The 18,674-nt window shown below is 47.3% G+C and carries 22 protein-coding genes and 1 pseudogene; 13 read left to right on the forward strand and 10 right to left on the reverse strand.

All coding sequences use genetic code 11. The features are described from left to right. Nucleotides 1-597 (reverse strand): annotated as a pseudogene (locus ABY044_RS09685) (hypothetical protein); the annotation flags it as partial. A gap of 263 nt (nt 598-860) precedes the next feature. Between ABY044_RS09685 and ald the strand changes: the two are divergent. Beyond that, entirely contained in the window at nt 861-1,982 is a 1,122-nt protein-coding gene (gene ald / locus ABY044_RS09690; protein WP_373020256.1) for an alanine dehydrogenase, read from the forward strand. Between the two features lie 226 nt (nt 1,983-2,208). Continuing rightward, the gene (locus ABY044_RS09695) at nt 2,209-3,522 is read left to right on the forward strand and encodes an NAD(P)/FAD-dependent oxidoreductase (protein ID WP_373020258.1); all 1,314 of its coding nucleotides are present in this window, start codon (nt 2,209-2,211) and stop codon (nt 3,520-3,522) included. A gap of 244 nt (nt 3,523-3,766) precedes the next feature. Here ABY044_RS09695 and ABY044_RS09700 read toward each other — a convergent pair whose 3' ends face one another. Then, nucleotides 3,767-4,147, reverse strand: coding sequence for a hypothetical protein (locus ABY044_RS09700; protein WP_373020259.1), 381 nt, complete (start codon nt 4,145-4,147; stop codon nt 3,767-3,769). Nucleotides 4,148-4,232: 85 nt separating this feature from the next. Between ABY044_RS09700 and ABY044_RS09705 the strand changes: the two genes are divergently transcribed. Beyond that, nucleotides 4,233-4,364 carry a hypothetical protein gene (locus ABY044_RS09705; RefSeq protein WP_373020260.1) on the forward strand — a complete coding sequence of 44 codons (132 nt, stop codon included), beginning with the start codon at nt 4,233-4,235 and terminating at the stop codon, nt 4,362-4,364. Between the two features lie 209 nt (nt 4,365-4,573). Here ABY044_RS09705 and ABY044_RS09710 read toward each other — a convergent pair whose 3' ends face one another. Then, the gene (locus ABY044_RS09710; protein WP_373020261.1) at nt 4,574-5,122 is read right to left on the reverse strand and encodes a DUF2058 domain-containing protein; all 549 of its coding nucleotides are present in this window, start codon (nt 5,120-5,122) and stop codon (nt 4,574-4,576) included. A gap of 155 nt (nt 5,123-5,277) precedes the next feature. On the opposite strand from ABY044_RS09710, the gene ABY044_RS09715 reads away from it, so the two are divergent. Both ABY044_RS09715 and ABY044_RS09720 read left to right on the forward strand, forming a co-directional pair. Continuing rightward, nucleotides 5,278-5,577 (forward strand): peptidylprolyl isomerase, encoded by a 300-nt coding sequence (locus ABY044_RS09715; RefSeq protein ID WP_373020263.1) that lies wholly within the window; start codon nt 5,278-5,280, stop codon nt 5,575-5,577. A gap of 142 nt (nt 5,578-5,719) precedes the next feature. Then, the gene (locus ABY044_RS09720; protein WP_373020265.1) at nt 5,720-6,031 is read left to right on the forward strand and encodes a DUF6172 family protein; all 312 of its coding nucleotides are present in this window, start codon (nt 5,720-5,722) and stop codon (nt 6,029-6,031) included. A gap of 73 nt (nt 6,032-6,104) precedes the next feature. Here the strand turns inward: ABY044_RS09720 and ABY044_RS09725 are convergent, their stop codons facing one another. Further along, nucleotides 6,105-6,992 carry a DUF808 domain-containing protein gene (locus ABY044_RS09725; RefSeq protein ID WP_373020267.1) on the reverse strand — a complete coding sequence of 296 codons (888 nt, stop codon included), beginning with the start codon at nt 6,990-6,992 and terminating at the stop codon, nt 6,105-6,107. A 196-nt stretch (nt 6,993-7,188) separates the two neighbouring features. Here ABY044_RS09725 and ABY044_RS09730 point away from each other — a divergent pair, with 196 nt between their 5' ends. After that, a complete protein-coding gene (locus ABY044_RS09730) occupies nt 7,189-7,962 on the forward strand; it encodes a zinc-dependent peptidase (RefSeq protein ID WP_373020268.1) in 774 nt (257 codons plus the stop codon). 91 nt (nt 7,963-8,053) lie between these two features. Here the strand turns inward: ABY044_RS09730 and ABY044_RS09735 are convergent, their stop codons facing one another. Then, entirely contained in the window at nt 8,054-8,374 is a 321-nt protein-coding gene (locus ABY044_RS09735; protein ID WP_373020269.1) for a hypothetical protein, read from the reverse strand. Between the two features lie 262 nt (nt 8,375-8,636). On the opposite strand from ABY044_RS09735, the gene ylqF reads away from it, so the two are divergent. The 7 genes from ylqF (at nt 8,637) to ABY044_RS09770 (ending at nt 14,954) form a co-directional block, all read left to right on the forward strand. Then, complete coding sequence (ylqF, locus tag ABY044_RS09740; RefSeq protein ID WP_373020271.1) at nt 8,637-9,578, forward strand: ribosome biogenesis GTPase YlqF; 942 nt, start codon at nt 8,637-8,639, stop codon at nt 9,576-9,578. 266 nt (nt 9,579-9,844) lie between these two features. Further along, nucleotides 9,845-11,107: an efflux RND transporter periplasmic adaptor subunit gene (locus ABY044_RS09745; protein WP_373020273.1), complete on the forward strand. Its 1,263-nt coding sequence runs from the start codon at nt 9,845-9,847 to the stop codon at nt 11,105-11,107. Next, a complete protein-coding gene (locus ABY044_RS09750; RefSeq protein WP_373020275.1) occupies nt 11,107-11,802 on the forward strand; it encodes an ABC transporter ATP-binding protein in 696 nt (231 codons plus the stop codon). Before ABY044_RS09745 ends, ABY044_RS09750 begins: the two co-directional genes overlap by 1 nt. Further along, the gene (locus ABY044_RS09755; RefSeq protein ID WP_373020277.1) at nt 11,799-13,004 is read left to right on the forward strand and encodes an ABC transporter permease; all 1,206 of its coding nucleotides are present in this window, start codon (nt 11,799-11,801) and stop codon (nt 13,002-13,004) included. Before ABY044_RS09750 ends, ABY044_RS09755 begins: the two co-directional genes overlap by 4 nt. A gap of 124 nt (nt 13,005-13,128) precedes the next feature. Further along, entirely contained in the window at nt 13,129-13,494 is a 366-nt protein-coding gene (locus ABY044_RS09760; RefSeq protein ID WP_373020278.1) for a DUF4870 family protein, read from the forward strand. A 147-nt stretch (nt 13,495-13,641) separates the two neighbouring features. Further along, the gene (locus tag ABY044_RS09765; RefSeq protein WP_373020280.1) at nt 13,642-14,289 is read left to right on the forward strand and encodes a phosphoribosyltransferase; all 648 of its coding nucleotides are present in this window, start codon (nt 13,642-13,644) and stop codon (nt 14,287-14,289) included. A gap of 20 nt (nt 14,290-14,309) precedes the next feature. Further along, on the forward strand, nt 14,310-14,954 hold the full coding sequence (locus ABY044_RS09770) for a dienelactone hydrolase family protein (RefSeq protein WP_373020282.1): 645 nt from the start codon (nt 14,310-14,312) through the stop codon (nt 14,952-14,954). An 83-nt stretch (nt 14,955-15,037) separates the two neighbouring features. Here the strand turns inward: ABY044_RS09770 and ABY044_RS09775 are convergent, their stop codons facing one another. The 5 genes from ABY044_RS09775 to ABY044_RS09795 form a co-directional block, all read right to left on the reverse strand. Continuing rightward, nucleotides 15,038-15,856, reverse strand: coding sequence for a PilZ domain-containing protein (locus ABY044_RS09775; protein ID WP_373020284.1), 819 nt, complete (start codon nt 15,854-15,856; stop codon nt 15,038-15,040). 17 nt (nt 15,857-15,873) lie between these two features. Then, nucleotides 15,874-16,137, reverse strand: a complete 264-nt coding sequence (locus ABY044_RS09780) for a hypothetical protein (protein ID WP_373020286.1) — start codon at nt 16,135-16,137, stop codon at nt 15,874-15,876. Between the two features lie 83 nt (nt 16,138-16,220). Then, complete coding sequence (locus ABY044_RS09785) at nt 16,221-16,754, reverse strand: efflux RND transporter periplasmic adaptor subunit (RefSeq protein WP_373020287.1); 534 nt, start codon at nt 16,752-16,754, stop codon at nt 16,221-16,223. Then, complete coding sequence (locus ABY044_RS09790) at nt 16,751-18,133, reverse strand: TolC family protein (protein ID WP_373020288.1); 1,383 nt, start codon at nt 18,131-18,133, stop codon at nt 16,751-16,753. Before ABY044_RS09790 ends, ABY044_RS09785 begins: the two co-directional genes overlap by 4 nt. Continuing rightward, complete coding sequence (locus ABY044_RS09795; protein WP_373020289.1) at nt 18,126-18,653, reverse strand: thioredoxin family protein; 528 nt, start codon at nt 18,651-18,653, stop codon at nt 18,126-18,128. The genes ABY044_RS09790 and ABY044_RS09795 overlap by 8 nt, the downstream gene beginning before the upstream one ends. Nucleotides 18,654-18,674: the final 21 nt, after the last annotated feature.

An 18,674-nucleotide genomic window follows, 5' to 3' on the forward strand; every position in this document is an offset into this window, starting at 1 on the left:
CGCCTGCTCGGCCCATTCGGCATTACGGCCGTGCAGTTTTGCCAATCCCCTAATATAGGCGACCGCATCGTTAATCGCCTTACTTTTGTGTGCATCCTCGACATTCTGCGGTGAATTACCTTTATTGTTACCCTCGTCCGGTTTGCTTTTATCAATTTTGGTTGGATCCGGAGGGAAAACGCCGCCTATTTGTACAGGGGTCGCCGCACCAAGATTCGTTCCTGGTGCCATAGCGGCGATATGACTGGCATAAAGGATATAGGTTCCGGCACTGGCGGCACGGGCACCGGTCGGTGCAACGAATGTAGCGACGGGAATAGTGGAGTTGGCGATGTTCTTGATAATGCTGCGCATCGCGGAATCAAGCCCACCCGGCGTATCCATTTGGATGACAATCAACTCCGAACCGGTTTTTTCCGCCCCTTTCAAGGCGCGTTCGATATAGTCGTCCGTTGCAGGTCCGATGGCGTCATTAATGGAAAGTTGCACGACCGAACCGATTCCGGCCTGTGCAGAATAGGAAGTAACGTAATACAGCATAAAAACGGTTGCCGTTAGCAACAGTGTTAAAATAGACGGTCGTGCGATTCGCTTCATAGCGTGCAACTCCTTAAGCAATCACTTAAGCGCATCCAGCGGTGATGCGGATTCTGTTACTGACTGACTTATACTTTACTCCTCTATCTTGAAAATTTCACAACAAAATCAATGGGAATTCCCCCCATTACCGTTTCATAAACATTGAAAACCGCACTTAACAGAGTCCTAAATCAATCTACTGATTCCTATGTGGAATTAAGATACACTAAGTTCTGATACACGAATTTTCGGTAAACGTTTTAATCAAAGAGGATTGAACGATGATTATCGGCGTACCTAAAGAAATCAAAAACAACGAATACCGTGTCGGAATGATTCCCGCCAATGTGCGTGAATTGGTTAAGCATAACCATCAAGTGCTGGTGGAAACCCATGCCGCGGACGGAATCGGTTTCAGCGATGAAGATTACCGGCAGGCCGGTGCGGAAATCGTTGTCGATGCCGCCGATATTTTCAAGCGTGCGGACATGATAATTAAAGTCAAAGAACCGCTTGCACAGGAACGCGCCATGCTTCGCGAAGGACAGATTTTATTCACCTATCTACATCTAGCTCCCGACCTCGCCCAAACCCAAGATCTGATTAACAGCAAAGCAATCTGCATTGCCTATGAAACCGTTAAAGACAATCACGGCGGTTTGCCGCTTCTGGCGCCGATGTCCGAAGTTGCCGGACGTATGTCGGTACAGGTTGGCGCGCACTTTTTACAAAAAATGTACGGCGGACGCGGTGTTCTACTCGCGGGCGTGACCGGAGTTGAAACGGCCAAAGTCGTCGTAATCGGCGGCGGTACGGTCGGTCGCAATGCCGTGCAGGTCGCCGTCGGCTTAGGGGCTGAAACAGTAGTATTAGATCGCAATCTCGATGCGTTGCGCCTGATAGAAATGCAATTCGGCAACAGCATCAAAACCATCTATTCCACGGCCGAATCCCTGGAGAAACATGTTCTGGAAGCCGACGTTGTCATTGGTGCGGTACTAATTCCCGGAGCAAGCGCGCCTAAATTGGTGACCGCCGAACACATCAAAAAGATGAAGCCCGGTTCGGTGATTGTGGACGTGGCGATCGACCAGGGCGGCTGCACGGAAACCTCCCGTCCAACGTCTCATGAGAACCCGACCTATATCGTCGACGGCGTCGTGCATTACTGCGTGACCAACATGCCCGGTGCCGTTCCAACCACATCGGCCTTTGCGCTTAACAATGCCACCCTGCCTTATATTCTTAACCTCGCCAATAAGGGTTACAAACAGGCTCTGCTTGACGACGAAGGGTTCCTACAAGGGTTGAATGTATTTCAAGGACAAGTCACCAATCAATCGGTGGCCGAGGCGCTCAACTTGCCGTTTTCCGATCCGAGAACCGCATTACGACCTGTTTAAAACAAGTAACCTGACCGCTAAATCTCATCGTAGGCGTTCACGCTTTCATTTAACTAAACGGGCTGTATTAAACCCGTACACAACAGTACAAAGATAAAACCAAAAAACATTTAAAAATTAATCAGTTAGACTGGGATATCTCACTTCTTTGAATTACACTAAACTTTAGTGAGTGACATGAAAGCCTTTGAACAACTCGATCCCGTTTTACGGAAAGGAGTGATTCATGATTCTACCCGATTGCACAAAATGCCCGGACATCGTAATTGTAGGCGGCGGCGCCGGCGGACTTGAACTTGCCACCCGGCTCGGTCATGCGCTCGGTAAAAAACAGCTTGCCCGAATCACTCTCATCGACCCGAACCGCATCCATCTTTGGAAACCCCTACTGCACGAAGTCGCCTCCGGTTCGTTAGATACCGGCCGTGAAGCCCTCAGTTACCGCGCTCATTCGGCAGAAAATCATTACTATTTTCGTATGGGTGCTTTTCAAAGTCTGGACAAAAACGCCCAAACCATTACCCTTGCTCCCCTGCTCGATCATCACGGCAAAGAACTCTTAGGAGAACGCACCCTGCCTTACGATTTTCTGGTGATCGCCATCGGTGCACGCTGCAACGACTTCGGATTAGAGGGGGTTCGAGAGAATTGCTTTACTCTGGACACGTCGGAGGAAGCCGAGGATTTTCACCTCTCGTTCCTAAACCGCTTTCTGAAATACTCCGAAGAAGCGCATGAAAACGAGAAAGTGCAAATCTCCATCGTCGGCGGTGGCGCGACCGGCGTTGAACTGGCTGCGGAACTCTATAATGCCGTAGATCGCCTGGAACAATTCGGAATCCACCAAATTCACCACCAAAGCCTTAATATCACACTCATTGAAGCGACGGGACGAATCCTGCCATTCATGCCGGAAAACCTGTCCGCCAAAGCGGAACGTACTTTGACCGATTTAGGTGTCAAAGTACTCACAAACACGGCAGTCAAGGGTGTAAGTGCCAATAAGATAACCACCGACAACGAGGTTTTCGATGCCGACTTAATCGTCTGGGCGGCAGGAGTTAAGGCGCCCAAATTCCTTTCCGAACTCGATTTGCCGACCAACAGAATCAATCAGATTGAAATCACCCCGACGCTGCAAGTTAAAGAGGAAGAGAACATTTACGCCATCGGCGACTGCGCAGCTCTCATAGATGCAGTCACATCCAAACCTGTTCCGGCAACCGCGCAGGCGGCTCATCAAATGGCGGAAGTCTGCGCACACAATATAGAAACGATTTTTAACGGAAAACCTTTAAGAACTTTTCAATACCACGACCACGGCACCCTCATTTCATTGAGCCGATTCCAAACGTTAGGCAGTCTGCTGGACGAAATTTTCAAGAAAAACTGGAAAGTCGAAGGAACAATTGCACAATGGATTTACGCCAGTCTATACCGCCAACATCAATTGACGCTTCACGGTCCATGGAAAACGTTTTGGATTATGCTGACCGGATTTATTGAAAAGCGGGTTAAACCCAAATTGAAGCTTTACTGAAAGAAAAAAGGAAAAACGTTAAGCGTATTAAATGTGGCTTTAAACCCGGTTTTAAAATTGATTAGAAAACCTGAAATCAATAAAAACAAAAAATGCCCTGACTATTTCAGAGCATCGATATGAGCCATCCGTTTCTAATAGCGCTCACCTCAAGATCAAGGTGCAAACGAATCAATCTGAAACGAATGGCGTTAAAACTTTAAGGCTCTAAAGAGTTAAATCCTTAAGAACCCCTTGATTAACATTAATCGCGTCGATCCTCATAACGGTCGCGATCTTTATCACGTCCCTTATCACGATCTTTTTTGTCGCGGTCATCGTCTCGATACTTTCTATCGTCATAATCCCTGCGATCTCTTTTATCGTTCTCATAACGAGGATCATAGCGCTGTTGGTGTTTATCAAAGTGCTTGCGGTTCTCATATTGATACTGTTCTTCGCGGCGATCGCGATGTCTTTGCTGATAGTGAGGCACATACTCATGGTTATACCAATTATCGTCCACAAAAAAGACTCGTCGACCACAGGCATTGTATTCCCTACAATGCATTCGCCAGTGCTTGATGTGCCCCGGCGGTACGTGTAGATACAGCGGCGGGAGGCGGTGCGGGGAATGCTCTATCATAATGGGATGATCATAGACCAATCGCGGCCGGTACGGGTAATCACCCAATTGGATCACCCCGTAGAAACCGGGCTGGCCGACGGTGATGGTCACCCCGACGTCGGCAGCGGATGCCGACGTACTCAAAGAAGCCGTAGTGCTCGCGGCGGCTAACGCTAAAGAAATCATGAATCGTTTCATGTTGATGCCCTCATTGACCGTGGTCAAGGACCTGTAGAGGTGATTGAACCACTCGAGATTGAATCGTTTCCATCTTGCGAAACTATCTTCCAAACACTCTGGTTCCGCAAGACCGCTTACTCAATTTTATGGATTCTGCATAAAATAATTTCGACGAACAGGTTTCAATTAAGACATATTTAGAAATACAAAGCAAAACAAAAAACGGCTTTCAAAATGATTCAAATTCGTATGAAACAAACGTTTCTACCACATTAAATCGTCAGGAATTTCAAACTTAGCGTAATACTCTCGATCTTCTTCGGACATAGAATCATCCTTATCACCGAAAGGTATCAATACGGCCGTATCGCGTTGTTCCACCTTTTCAGCCGCTTCCAGCGAAAGCAACACGTAACCACCGTTGAATCGTGCGATCCGAACATCGCCCGCAACCAGTTTTTGGCGGGTCTGTTTATTCACCTGTAAGCTTTTCACCTTGCCATCATCCGCAAAGTTATAGGTCACATCGCCTTCGTAACCGTTGATTCGATTAGACTCAATCAATTGGCGTAATGCGGCTTGTTCCGCTTTTTTCTCTTGCGCTTGCTGGCGCTCCAAATTCAACTGACGGTCACGCTCGGCTTTCTGCTGTGCAGCCTCGGCAGCTAATTTCGCCGCATCACTTTCTGCACTTCCGCCCTTCTTGCCTTTTTTCTGCTTAGTCTGTTGATACTTCTCTTTCTTCACCTGCTTAGCTTTCTGCTCATTAATTAAGCCCGCTTTCTTAAGCTGGTCAAATAGGTTTCCCGCCATGATTTCCACTCTTCTAAAAATTTGCCGCTATTCTACCCTATCCAACCAAAATCCAAATGACAAACCCTAAATCATGACATACGGACTTTAGACGTTTTAAACCAATTTATGCTTTAATTAGGCGCTAGAAACACAACCATAAAAAAGACGACGCTATGCTTCATCCAGATTCACGCGCTAAAGCCCATCACATTTTGCTGGAAACCGAACAGGCCTGTTTGGAACTGAAACCGCAGATTCATTCGTTAGAAGAATTCATGCAAATGGCAAAGCAACACTCTATTTGCCCGTCTGCCAAAATTGGCGGCGATCTCGGGCTGACCAAACCGGGCGTCATCGTCACCGAACTGGAAAAGGCCATTTTCGAAGCACCGCTGGAAACCGTCGTCGGCCCAATCAAAACCGTTCACGGCTACCATCTGTTGTGGATTAAAAAACGCCATTTCGGCGAATAGGCACCCTAAAAAGCCAAATCGAAGGCCCCAAAATTTGGCGTTCCTCTGATGCACGGAAAATCGATGCAGTTTCACAAAATAACTTATAATTTCAGCATTACTTTTCTCACATCGGCTTTTGCCCACCTTATTCGAGATTCCAATGAAAAAAACCTTTAAATTAACCCACGAAAAAATTGCCCCTGCCAGACTGGTTGAAGCCATTAAACACGAAGTCAAAAAATACATTAAAAGAGAGCGCAACAAGCCGCTACCTCAAGGAGCAGACTTCTGGGATTTCGACTGTAAATTCGGTGCCGATCAGGAAAACAGCGTCATGATCCATGTCGCCGAAATCGACAAATCGATCAACCAGGCCGAAGCGGATAATCTGGAAAGCTTCTACTTGGAAATTCTGGCCAAACCCGGAAATCGCCAGAAAAGAACCGAAGCCATTGAAGAAGAGATGGAATAACGTCTAACTAATACAAAAAAGCGGCCTATATGGCCGCTTTTTTGTACACTTATTTTTTAACTCAAAGCCATATTCACTCGGTTTTCTTCGCAAAAACCGCATGAACAAACTTCTCAATGACTAACGCAATGACGCCAACAACCAATCCGATCAACAATTCGGCAATGATCGTCGGCATGAAATCGACCGCGTGGTGTACAGAGTCCAAATTATGAACAAAGATGCCTCCGCCGACCAGCAGCATGGCAAGCGTTCCCACAATAGAAAGCAGACGAATCACTTTTGGTAACGCCAGAACCAACCCTCTTCCAGTCTTTTCAGTCAACGTGCGTTTAAAACCTTTCAAATTCTCGGCGACTTCCATCAAATACAGCCCTGCATCGTCCATTCTTACCAACAAGGCGACAATTCCGTAAACCCCTACCGTAGCAAGAAAAGCGACCACCGTGACGGCCACGATTTGAATCGGCAACGTTTGCTCGGCCACAGCGCTTAAAGCCAGAATCACGATTTCGATGGATAAAATAAAATCCATCAAGATGGCGGATTTGATCTTACGCTTTTCTTCTTCAAGAATCGCCGCTTTGCTCTCTTCGGTTTCGGCAACCGGTTTTGATTCAGATGTTTTATGGAACAGGAATTCGTAGATTTTTTCGGCACCTTCGAAACTCAGATAGATGCCTCCCAATAGCAAGATAGGCACGATTAACCAGGGGGCAAAGGCGCTTAATAAAAAAGCGACGGGTAAGATAATCAGTTTGTTTTTAAACGAACCTTTGGTAATCGCCCATAAAACCGGCAATTCTCTGGAAGCTTTGAAGCCGGAAGCTTTTTCGGCTCCGACCGCCAGATCGTCACCCAATACGCCGGCGGTTTTCTTGGCGGCCACTTTGGTCATAGTCGCCGCATCGTCAAACAGCGTTGCAATATCGTCCAGTATGACAAAAATTCCGGAAGCCATGCTCTATCCCCTTCAACTAATCTTGCCGACTATCATGTTCGTTTTGCCGCAAACAATCAAGCAAAGCGAAATAGCATTTGCTTACTGCCGTTAAGCGACCTAAGATTAAGGTTTAAAAAATTCTATTCTTTGAAGGTTGATGTTAAACCATGTCATTGTTTCCGCCCCACCCGCTTAGTCCAGCCGAGAATGAACGATGAAATGGTTTAAACATCTGCGTACGCTCTATATCTTGAACCGACACCCGATTCCCCACGATATTTGGCATACCTTGTTGCAACAAGGACACCTGTTTAAAAACCTGACTTCGGTTGAAAAAGCGCACTTGCGGGAATTAAGTACGCTGTTTTTGCATCAAAAGAATTTCGTTGCGACGCGGGAAATGGAACTGACTCACCAAATGGCAACCCTCCTTGCCGCCCAAGCCTGCTTACCTATCTTGAACTTGGGGTTGGGATATTACGACGGCTGGACCGACATTATCATCTATCCCGCAGCATTCAAGACCAATCGCAACATTACCGACTCCATCGGTCTGGTGACGCATCAAGAACAATTTCTCGGCGGCGAAGCATGGTCGAAAGGACCGGTGATTATTTCCTGGGATACGGCCGAGGCCGACCTATACCATCATCGCCACGGACACAATGTCGTGGTACATGAGTTCGCCCATAAACTCGATATGCTAAACGGCTCGACTAACGGCATGCCGCCCCTGCACACCAATATGATTCGACAGGAATGGACCAAGGCCTTCAGCGAAGCCTTCGATCACTTACAGAATCAATTGGAACGACATCATAATCCGGCCATCAACGCTTACGCCGCGACGTCGGCCGCAGAATTCTTTGCGGTATGCAGCGAATATTTTTTTACCGCTCCCAACAAACTGCATCAGCAATTTCCGAAAGTATACGAACAACTCGAACTGTTTTATCGGCAGGATCCGAAAACACGGATAAGAGATTGAATAATAAGATAATCAGACTTAACCGTCGGTTATATAAACGGTCTTTTAGGCCCTGCCGGAACGGCAGGGGCAACGTGGGTTACAACAGGATTTATTCGACTAAATAATCCATCAAGATAATGTACAGTTTTTCCAGAACCTTAATGTTTTCCTGTGTGATTTCTCGGTCGCAATCGGGATGCGCCAGTGCATCCTGATTAAGCTTCCAAAGGCGTTTGCAGGTATGCAAAGTCACCCTTAGTTCGTAAGGCGACGGATTTCCCGCCTCTGCCCAATCCCCGGGCATCATATCCACCTCTTTAGAGTGAAACTCGACAACCTTACCCGAATAGGATGTCGCGTTTCGCCCTTTTGTTTTAGGTGATTCCGATTGATCTAAAATCTTAGGCTGTAAACTCGATACTGTTGTCATGGGCCTTTCTCCTTGAGCGAACGTAATAAAACGAAAACTGTTGTTGAAGACCTTACCTCACGAACCAATTCTATAAACCTAGTGAAATACCAGGAATTAAAACGATTCAGTTAACATTAAACATTAGTTATACAAAAAACTCTACATTAGTTATTCAATTTTTTATTATTTAAATCCCTTACTCAACCTTAAACCCCAATTAGAAAGATAAAATCCGCCGAAAACGCTATAATCCCTCCATCTAACGTTTAAGGAAAAAATTATGGGAATTCAATGGTATCCGGGGCATATGCATAAAGCCCAGAAAGAAGTTCGCGAAATCTTCAACCAGGTTGATGTATTTATCGAAGTGCTGGATGCCCGCATTCCGTTCAGCAGCCAAAACCCGCTGATTGAAGAAATCCGTAAAGACAAACCGACCATTAAAATCCTAAACAAGACCGATTTGGCTGACCCTCTAAAGACTCAAGCTTGGCAGGAATATCTGGAACGCGAAAAAAGCGTACAAACTCTGGCGTTCAACGCCCAACAGTCCGACAAGCGTGAACAGGTTCTAAGCCTGATTAAAAAAATGGCGCCGGAGAAAGCCAATACGGTCAAAACCATTCACGCTTTGATTATCGGTATTCCCAATGTCGGTAAATCCACGTTGATAAATAACATCACCGGACGCACTATCGCCAAAACCGGTAACGAACCGGCGGTAACCAAAAACCAGCAGCGCATCAAACTGGAAGAGAACATCACTCTGATCGACACTCCGGGTATGTTGTGGCCTAACATTGAAAACGAAAACAGCGGTTACCGTCTTGCGATTACCGGCGGTATCAAGGAAACGGCGTTTGAATTGCCCGATATCGCTTCCTATGCGGCGGAGTATCTGATGCAGGCCTATCCTGAACAGCTTAAAGAACGGTTCGAGCTGGACGAACTACCGCACAGCGACATCGATTTCCTCGAAACCATCGGCCGAAAACGCGGCTGCCTACGTTCCGGCGGGATAGTCGATCTGGATAAAATTTCGCGCATTCTGATCATGGAATACCGCGACAGCAAACTAGGCGGCATCACGCTGGAAACTCCGGAGATGATGGAACAGGAACTCAAGCAGGTGGAAATTATTCGCCAGCAAAAGGAAGAGAAGAAAAAAGCACGCGAAGCCGATAAAAAAGCACGCCGCGCACGCCGTAAACGTAACGCTTAACAATTTCGCATACAAAACAAACGCTCCGGCTCCCTTCCACCACCGTCTCACCCGCAGAGGTTCTGCGGGTGAGCCAACTTAAAATCGAAATCTTCACGGCTCAACCACTCCTCCATTCTTTCAAATATAGGTAAACCGGCTAACAGTCTGTTATTTTTTTGATCCTAATCAAATAAAGTAATTCTGGTTACACTTCTTATAGACCTCATTTTTATCTACATGCTATGATTAACCTTACTTAATTTAGTACCTTAAGGATTAGCAACATGGCCGCATCGCCTTCCGATAACGATTTAAAAAATCACATCCTCAAAACCTCACCTGCGGCTTCACACGGCAAACGCTGGCTAACGTTATTGGTTATCGTTGCCCTCATGGGTGCGGGCATTTGGTATTTCATGAAAACCCAAAATGGTGGAAACGGCGGTTTCAGTTATCAGACCGAGGAAAGCTTTAAGGGCAATCTGACGGTAAAAGTCACCGCCACGGGCACTTTGCAGCCACTGGACAGCGTCGAGATGAGTTCGGAAACCTCGGGAACGGTCAAAGAAGTCATGGTGGAAGAAAACGACTTGGTTAAAACCGGACAGGTTCTATTAAAACTCGACACGACAACGTTGGAAGCCCAAGTCCAACAGGCAATTGCGAATGTGGCCGTTTCCAAAGCACAGGTTAAGCAGGCGCAAATCAGTCTTTCGGAAACCAAAACTACCTACGAACGTAAAAAGAAACTGCTCCCGAGCAAATACGTCTCCGAAGAAGAGTTAAACACCGTCAAATCCGCCTATTTGAGAGCGTCGGCAGACTTGGAATCCAGCAAGGCACAACTGTTGCAAATGGAAGCTGCATTGGCGCTGCAACAGGATAAACTTCGTAAAGCGACCATACACTCGCCGTTTGACGGTGTGGTCTTATCGCGCGAAATCGATCCAGGACAAACCGTAGCGGCGTCTTTGCAGGCACCGGTACTATTTACTCTGGCGAGAAACCTGACCGAAATGGAGCTTCTATTGGACATTGACGAAGCAGATATCGGTTCGGTTCAAGCCGGACAACACGCGACCTTTACGGTAGATGCTTATCCCGACGAAACCTTTTCGGCCACCATCACCAAAGTCCACTTGGCTTCCGAAACCGTCGACGGCGTGGTCACCTACCAAGCGCGTTTAAGCGTGCAGAACCCCGACGGCAGACTGCGTCCGGGAATGACGTCTACCGCCGACATTACCATCGCCGGCGTAAAAGATGCGCTATTGATACCCAATGCGGCCTTACGCTTCGAACCCCCTGCTTCCAGCAGCCAATCGTCGCGTAGCGTGATCAGCCAACTTATTCCTAGACCGCCCCGTGCCGTCAAAAAGAAAAAAGCCAACAATAGCACGACCCCGCATGTATGGATTTTGGAAAACAACCAACCGGTCATGATTGACGTCGAAGTCGGTTTGACCGACGGCGTCAACACTCAGGTTTTGAGCGGACTTGAACTGGGGCAAGATCTCATTGTCGACACCGTTAACGAGAAAAAATAATGAGTCATCCGTTAATTGAATTCCGTCAAATCGTCAAAACTTACGGTACCGGCATGGCTCAATCCACGGTACTTAAAGGAATTGATCTAAAGATTCAGGAAGGTGAATTTATCGCCATCATGGGACATTCCGGTTCCGGAAAGTCGACATCACTGAATATCTTAGGTTGTCTGGATACACCGACTTCCGGAGAATATCTATTTGACGGCTTACCGGTTGAACAGATGAGTACTCAACAACGGGCACTGCTACGCCGTTACTATCTCGGATTCGTCTTTCAGGGGTTTAATCTGCTCAACCGTACCTCGGCATTGGAAAATGTCGAGTTACCGTTGATTTACCGGGGAATGTCCGCCAAAGAACGTCATCAAGCGGCAATGGATGCCCTGAAAACCGTCGGTTTGGAAGACTATGTCGATCATACCCCCGGGGAACTTTCCGGTGGACAACAACAGCGTGTGGCAATCGCCCGCGCAATCGTCACTCAACCCAAGGTCCTATTAGCGGACGAACCGACCGGAAACCTGGACACTGCTCGTTCAATTGAAATCATGGAAATTCTTTCCGAACTTAACCAGAAACAAGGCATCACCGTCATCATGGTAACCCATGAAGAGGACATGGCTGCTTACGCACACCGCCGCATCCTATTTAAAGACGGTCAAATCGTTACGGAACAGGAGGCAAACTCATGATCTGGAACGCCTTAACACTCGCCATTCGAGAAATCCGCCGTAATTTGATGCGTTCGTTTCTCACCGTTCTGGGTATCGTCATCGGGGTCGCCTCCGTCATTACCATGGTCACCTTGGGGAGCGGCGCAACCTTACAGGTTACACAAGATGTCGCCAGCTTAGGAACCAACCTATTAAGCGTCCATCCCGGCCAACGTATGAGCATGGGCGTACGCAGTTCGGCAGCGGCTTTTAAACTGGATGACGCGCTTGCGATCGAACGCGACGTTCGCGGTGTCAAAGCCGCCGCCCCGATCTCCAGTTCGGCTGCGACTGCTGTCTTCGGAAACAATAACTGGTCGACTACGGTACACGGAACCACGACGAAATATTTCACTATCCGTGAATGGGAACCGCATTTAGGCCGTGTTTTCACCGATGCAGAAGAACGCTCGGGAAGAGCCTTATGCGTGATCGGAACCACCGTCCAAAAAGAACTCTTCGGCACGGAAAATCCGGTCGGCAGCAAAATCCGTTTTAACAAAATGGCGTGTCAGGTAATCGGTGTATTGGAATCCAAAGGCCAAAGTTCTTTCGGTTCGGATCAGGACGATCTGATTCTTATGCCGTTAAAAACGTTCCAGCGTCGAATCAGCGGCAATACCGATGTCGGTCGTATTCAGGTCGCCATTCAAGAAGGCTTGGACACAACGGCTTATAAAACCAAAATTGAAAAATTACTGCGCGAACGCCGTCACCTGTCGGATAACGAAGACAATAACTTCTCGGTCACCGATATGAAGGAAATCGCCAGCATGCTGAGCAACATCACCAAGGTGCTGACAATGTTATTGGGTGCGGTGGCGGCCGTCAGCTTATTGGTTGGCGGCATCGGCATCATGAACATCATGTTGGTATCGGTGACGGAGCGTACCCGGGAAATCGGGATTCGTCTGGCGATCGGCGCTTTGGAAAAAGAAGTTCTTTTACAGTTCCTGGTCGAGTCGATCGTACTCTCGTCTTTCGGTGGTTTTTTCGGCGTATTACTCGCGGTCGTCGCTTCTTACCTGCTTTCGATTATTATGTCGATTCCTTTGGTCTTCAATCCGCTAGTCATTCTATTGGCTTTCGCCTTTTCTGCACTTATCGGTGTAATTTTCGGCTATTTCCCTGCACGAAAAGCGGCCAGACTGGATCCGATCGTCGCTTTACGTCATGAGTAACCCTATTTTATCCAAAGGGTATTCAAGGGTATTGCTAGCCAATTCAATGGCGGATTTTGTATACTAAATCCGCCATTGATTGCTTAAGCCAAACCTGTCTACAAGAAACCGCCGGGAAGACGTCATGAATTCAGAAAACAATCCAAACCCGATCAATTCGGTTGCCACGGAACAAGAAGAATCCGCTAAAAACGTAGCGCTGGTCGTCTACATTCTGCAAGCCTTCAGTTTTATCACCGTCATTACCTTTGTAATCGCCGTCATCATCAACTACGTTAAACGCGACGATGTGCGAGACACTTGGATCGCCAGCCACTTTCGTTGGCAGATTCGCACTTTCTGGTTCGGAATGTTGTGGCTGACCATCGGCATCATAACCAGTCCGATTGGCGTCGGCTATTTCGTACTCATGATTAACTTCGTCTGGATGATCTACCGTGTCGTACGCGGCTGGCTAAATTTAAACGACAATCGGGCAATGTATCTTTAAGCTTAAACCCCAGGTTATTTGTTGATTTAAAACAATAAATTTGCATTAACCTTACATTTTATCCTTAATTTTATTGACATAATTCCAAGCCATTTTTAAGCTTTAATTTGATTCGGATTTACACCAATGCAATAACAAGGATGTGTGATGCAAACCCCAATTCCCAATCGAACCGTTGCCGGAAAAGAACTTGCAGACGAAATGCGGGATTTGTTCAGGCGCGAGAACCTCATTGTGCTGGCACTTCCTCGCGGCGGGGTTCCCGTCGCCTATGAAATTGCACGGAAATTAAACGCCCCCCTCGACCTTCTCCTAGTCAGAAAACTCGGTACACCCGGCTTTCCCGAATTAGCGATGGGCGCGATTGCCAGCGGCGGAATCAGAGTACTTAACTCACAAGTCATTCGTAGCTACGCCATCAGCGAAGCGGATATTGAAGCCGTGGAAGTCCGAGAACGCCAGGAATTACAACGACGCGAACAAGCCTACCGAGGGCAGCGCCCCCATCCCGATTTAAGCGGCAAAAACGTGATTCTAGTCGACGACGGACTGGCGACCGGTTCGACCATGCATGCGGCGATTGATGCCGTACGCCAGCAAAATCCGCAAACCGTCACCGTCGCCGTTCCGGTCGCACCGCCGGATACCATTTATGAATTACGCCAAAAAGTGGACGAAGTAATCTGCCCGGTTCAACCGCATTATTTTTCTTCAATCGGACAGTGGTACGACGACTTTTCCCAAGTGAGCGACGAAGAAGTGACCTCGTTACTCTTGCAGGCTTGGCAATCATGATTCACCTAAGGCCTATGCTTATGGATACACCACAAACTATCTTGATCGATGCCGGAAACGTACAACTGGAAGGCATTCTGACCATTCCTAAAAATGCCGGAGGATTGGTGGTATTTGTCCACGGCAGCGGCAGCAGCCGTTTCAGTCCGCGCAATCATTACGTGGCGGAGTTGCTTAACGATATCGGTCTAGTGACTTTGCAGTTCGATCTGCTGACGCCTGAGGAGAACCAGATCGACGAATTCACCCGAGAATACCGTTTTGATATTGAGTTATTAAGCCAACGAACAATCGCTACGGTAGACTGGTTAAGCGAGCACCCTCAATTGAGCAAGCTTTCAATCGGGTTATTCGGTGCCAGTACCGGAGCCGCTGCCGCCCTAAATGCCGCCAAGGCCAGACCAAATGAAGTGGAGTGTGTGGTTTCGCGCGGAGGAAGACCGGATCTGGCAATGGAAGCCCTGCCCGATGTTTTAGCACCAACTCTGCTGATTGTCGGCGGATTCGATCATGAAGTCATGCAGCTAAACCTGAAAGCCCAGCAAGCCATGAAAAACCAATGCGAATTGAAAACGATCGAAGGCGCCACCCATCTGTTTGAAGAACCCGGTACGCTCGAACAAGCTGCCTTGGCGGCAAGGGATTGGTTTACAAGATTTTTATAAAACACCTGCGAAAAAGTGTTTAAAAATAACACGACATTTTCAACAGGGTTAGATACAGTCGATTCTGTACAGACCGAATTTAATCACTCGTTTTCGATAAACTTTTCAGCGATTTCCAATGCCTCTTCCGCATTCAATCCTTGGTGCATAAAGTCATAGGCGATCTGTTGCTCTTCGGTCAAAAAGCGGTTCTCATAATCGGCGATCATGGTCTTCCAAGCCTGCTTATCTTCGGATTGGTCCGGCGTATGCGCCAACAATTTAGCCAGCATACCCAACGCAATCGTACTTTCGGTCATGGTTTGATAAGAATTCGAAAACGCTTCGATCCGGTTTTTCAACTGCTCTTTTAACACCGGCTCCGTGATTTGATCCAACGATTCTTGAATCTGCGCCAAAAGCGCTTGCCCTTTACGATGTCCGGAATGCATTTGGGATACGGCCAGATTCAAGGCCATACCGGCCTGCTGATAATCGGCTTGGTCATTCGATATCGGCGAACCGTCTTCAACAAAATTGAATTCCGAAACCTGGCTGGCCGCCATGGAAATAAACGCGTCTTTGGCATCGGAAGTGACAATACGATGGTGTGCAAGTAATTGCGGGCTAGTAACATGAGTGATGTGACAGCCGCAAATAAACCGCCCCTGATGTTCGCGGAGATGAATGACTTCAACCGCTTCAAGTCCATAGACCTCGTCGGTTTCGAGATTTTTGACCCTTAAGCTCAACAACTGCTGAGGATAAAATAAATCCTGTTCGTCGACCCAGAAACTCAAGCCGGTCAAGTTAACGTCAAAGCCCTCAAAAGGCACCGTAAATTCAATATCTTCGTAATCCGTCACGAGAAACTGACGTGAAAAACGGGATGACTGGCGCTGTTCGCTGGCGGACTGACTCACAATAAAATCCTTCTCTGTTACCCTTTAGGTTTGAAACCTAAAGCCAAACATTCCGCTTCGGGCAACCACCCAAGACAGCTTCTAACTTTCAAGGATTGATAATTACGCACGATCGGCATAACCGTAATCACACCCCATACTATTTGATACCAATGCCAACCGATTGCCGACGGCTGTGACGACCACCATAGATTGTTCACGCCAAAATGTTTGGTTTTAAACACTAAATGAATGGCTAGACGCCAATATTTCAATGCATACTGAATTCGGGTTGATAACATCAATTCGTCTCTTTTCTATTTCTTTTTCGTCTTATCGAGCACAAGTGTAAAGCACCTGAACACTTATTCACAACTTGTTCGGTTTACTGCGTTTGCAACTCAATTAAAGGGTTATTCTCTTTATACACGGTCGAACCCAAAGGCGCATGAATTTTCACCACTTTGGCCTCAAACGGTGCGGTGATTTTATAGTAACGACTCCACGCCTGCGCCATCGATAATTCCGCCTTGGCTTTATCCAAGTTAGCTTTGGCCATATCATGCTGCAACTGGGCCGCATCCAAAGTACGCTTGGCGGTTACGGTGCGATCAAATAAATCCATCGCTTGATCCAACTCAACCTTTGCATCTTCAAACTGCACTTTTTTTGCGGAGACATCCGCTTTTAAATATGCGAGCTTCGCCCAATAGCGCTGTTGATCGATCTCCATTAAAACCGTGCCGGCCTTAACTTGCTGACCTTCCTCAACGTTCATCTTAGTCACTTGTCCGCTGACCAAAGCGCCGATGGTTACATTCGTTGCAAAAGCGTTTGTCGGCGCCAAAGCCATCAGGCCGCTGAACATCACCGAACCCAATAAAGTGTAAACAGGCTTTCGATTCATCGTAAATTTCATGATTGGTTTCCTTGCATTGGCTCAGAAGAGGCGTTCTCAGGTTGGGTCATCGGTTCCGCATTTCCGGCGGCAGAAAACACCTCTTTACCCATTAAATAATCCAGTTTGGCCCATAGAAGCGCTTGTTTAAACTTCCAGGCGACTTGTTCGTAGTTGGCTTCGGAAAGACGTACCATCGAATCGCCCAAATCGGTTGCGGTTTCGTTTTCATACAAGGCACGGCTGTAATCCAAGTACAGGTCGGCATAATCGCCGAAAATTTGGTTCTGGTTCTTTTCCGCTTGCAACATTTTCAACTGAAAATACAGATCCGCCACTTCGTCACGCAAATTCTGTTCAAGCAAGCGCAGCTTTGCCTGTACCGCTTGAATATCCGCTTTTGCCTCACTGACCTTGGCCGAAATCAGACCGCCGTCGTACAACGGCATATCCAACATGATGCCGATATTCCAGTTACCTTCGCGAATCTCGGGATAACTGGACAATTTACCCGCCCAGGCGTCTAAACTGATATGAGGTTTGTTTCCGGCTTGTTGGCTTTGCAACGTCAATTGTGCTGCCTGCAACTGCTGTTTAAGCGCATTCACCTGAGTGTTTTGCTCTAACGCCTGCTGCTGCAGTTCTTCCAATTTTGTGTCGTCCGCTTTACGTTTGGCGTAGTCTTCCAATTTGGGAAACGTTAGTTCGTCCGGACGTGCTTCCGGTTGCCCCAAAAGATTGGCTAATTCAATACGGGTTTTTAATTGATTGAATTCGGCACGCTTACGTTTAACCAAGATTTTTTCGTAATCGTTTTCGATCTTCAGATAATCGACGTCCGAAATGCGTTTGAGTTCCAGGCGGTCTTTGGCTTTATCCAGCGCCACATACGCAACCGCCATATCTTCGTTATCGATCCGGTACTGAAAATCCGCCAACAACACATTGAAAAATCCCTGCATCAACTGCAACTTAAGCTGTTGTTCGGCATCCGTATAAAGAATATTTTCAGCATCCGAACGGGCCTTGAGCGCGTCGGTCAAATTCTGGTTGCGATCAAAATCATACAACGTCTGATTGGCGTGAATAGCGGCTAAATGAAAATCTTCGGTTTTCTCGGCATAGTCTCTCCACGCCAATCGACCGACTAGATTTAACTGTAAACCGTCTTTGGAATCCTGAGATTCCATTTGGGATTGCAACTTATTCAGCTTCGCTTGCTGAAGACTCATTTGAGGCAGTTCCGCAACCGGTGTCGACAAGACATAATCCAACGTCAGCGGATTCGGTAATTCGGCCTGAGCGGAAGTGCCGAAACACAGTGCCAACGCCAAACCGATCCGACGCAAACCGCTTTTGGCCGGCACCACGGATAATCCGGAGAAGGTCTGTTTAGTCACGGTTCGCTCGCTTCTGTTCACGTTTGTATTTAGTAAACGGCATCTCTTTATAAGCGCCGCTAATCACGTATTCGGCCAACCACTTGAATTCTTCTTTGGTGCGGGTCGGACCGGTATATTTCAGAATCGGCTTGCCTTCCAGATCGAAAATCATCATCACCGGCGTAGCTCGAACGCGGTATTTCTTTTCCGACATATGCTGTGAAGTCGACACGGTGCCGTCAAAATCGGTAACTTCGTTACTGCCTTCGATATCGACCTTAAAGGTTAAAAAGTTTTCTTTAAACAGTTTAATCACATCCGGCTCGGTCATGATGGTCGTTTTCATGCGGTGACAAAACGGACACTCGTCCATTTCAAAAAACATAAAAATACCTTTTTTACCCGCTTCCTTGGCAACCTCCAACTCTTCCTTATAATTCCCGAAAGACTCGTCAAAGAAGTTACTCTCTTTCGCCCAACTAGGCGAACTTAGCATCCAAACACTTAACGCTAAAGCGGTTAAAATCCTTTTTTTCATTTTTATTATCCTCATGCTGGT

The sequence above is a fragment of the Thiomicrorhabdus sp. genome (assembly GCF_041583835.1).
In the GTDB taxonomy this organism is placed as follows: Bacteria; Pseudomonadota; Gammaproteobacteria; order Thiomicrospirales; family Thiomicrospiraceae; genus Thiomicrorhabdus.

Excerpts from the sequence above, each read along its gene's own strand:
- ald (WP_373020256.1), top strand. The coding sequence starts at position 861 with ATGATTATCGGCGTACCTAAAGAAATCAAAAACAACGAATACCGTGTC.
- ABY044_RS09695 (WP_373020258.1), top strand. The coding sequence starts at position 2,209 with ATGATTCTACCCGATTGCACAAAATGCCCGGACATCGTAATTGTAGGC.
- ABY044_RS09700 (WP_373020259.1), bottom strand. The coding sequence starts at position 4,147 with ATGATAGAGCATTCCCCGCACCGCCTCCCGCCGCTGTATCTACACGTA.
- ABY044_RS09705 (WP_373020260.1), top strand. The coding sequence starts at position 4,233 with ATGGTCACCCCGACGTCGGCAGCGGATGCCGACGTACTCAAAGAAGCC.
- ABY044_RS09710 (WP_373020261.1), bottom strand. The coding sequence starts at position 5,122 with ATGGCGGGAAACCTATTTGACCAGCTTAAGAAAGCGGGCTTAATTAAT.
- ABY044_RS09715 (WP_373020263.1), top strand. The coding sequence starts at position 5,278 with ATGCTTCATCCAGATTCACGCGCTAAAGCCCATCACATTTTGCTGGAA.
- ABY044_RS09720 (WP_373020265.1), top strand. The coding sequence starts at position 5,720 with ATGAAAAAAACCTTTAAATTAACCCACGAAAAAATTGCCCCTGCCAGA.
- ABY044_RS09725 (WP_373020267.1), bottom strand. The coding sequence starts at position 6,992 with ATGGCTTCCGGAATTTTTGTCATACTGGACGATATTGCAACGCTGTTT.
- ABY044_RS09730 (WP_373020268.1), top strand. The coding sequence starts at position 7,189 with ATGAAATGGTTTAAACATCTGCGTACGCTCTATATCTTGAACCGACAC.
- ABY044_RS09735 (WP_373020269.1), bottom strand. The coding sequence starts at position 8,374 with ATGACAACAGTATCGAGTTTACAGCCTAAGATTTTAGATCAATCGGAA.
- ylqF (WP_373020271.1), top strand. The coding sequence starts at position 8,637 with ATGGGAATTCAATGGTATCCGGGGCATATGCATAAAGCCCAGAAAGAA.
- ABY044_RS09745 (WP_373020273.1), top strand. The coding sequence starts at position 9,845 with ATGGCCGCATCGCCTTCCGATAACGATTTAAAAAATCACATCCTCAAA.
- ABY044_RS09750 (WP_373020275.1), top strand. The coding sequence starts at position 11,107 with ATGAGTCATCCGTTAATTGAATTCCGTCAAATCGTCAAAACTTACGGT.
- ABY044_RS09755 (WP_373020277.1), top strand. The coding sequence starts at position 11,799 with ATGATCTGGAACGCCTTAACACTCGCCATTCGAGAAATCCGCCGTAAT.
- ABY044_RS09760 (WP_373020278.1), top strand. The coding sequence starts at position 13,129 with ATGAATTCAGAAAACAATCCAAACCCGATCAATTCGGTTGCCACGGAA.
- ABY044_RS09765 (WP_373020280.1), top strand. The coding sequence starts at position 13,642 with ATGCAAACCCCAATTCCCAATCGAACCGTTGCCGGAAAAGAACTTGCA.
- ABY044_RS09770 (WP_373020282.1), top strand. The coding sequence starts at position 14,310 with ATGGATACACCACAAACTATCTTGATCGATGCCGGAAACGTACAACTG.
- ABY044_RS09780 (WP_373020286.1), bottom strand. The coding sequence starts at position 16,137 with ATGTTATCAACCCGAATTCAGTATGCATTGAAATATTGGCGTCTAGCC.
- ABY044_RS09785 (WP_373020287.1), bottom strand. The coding sequence starts at position 16,754 with ATGAAATTTACGATGAATCGAAAGCCTGTTTACACTTTATTGGGTTCG.
- ABY044_RS09795 (WP_373020289.1), bottom strand. The coding sequence starts at position 18,653 with ATGAAAAAAAGGATTTTAACCGCTTTAGCGTTAAGTGTTTGGATGCTA.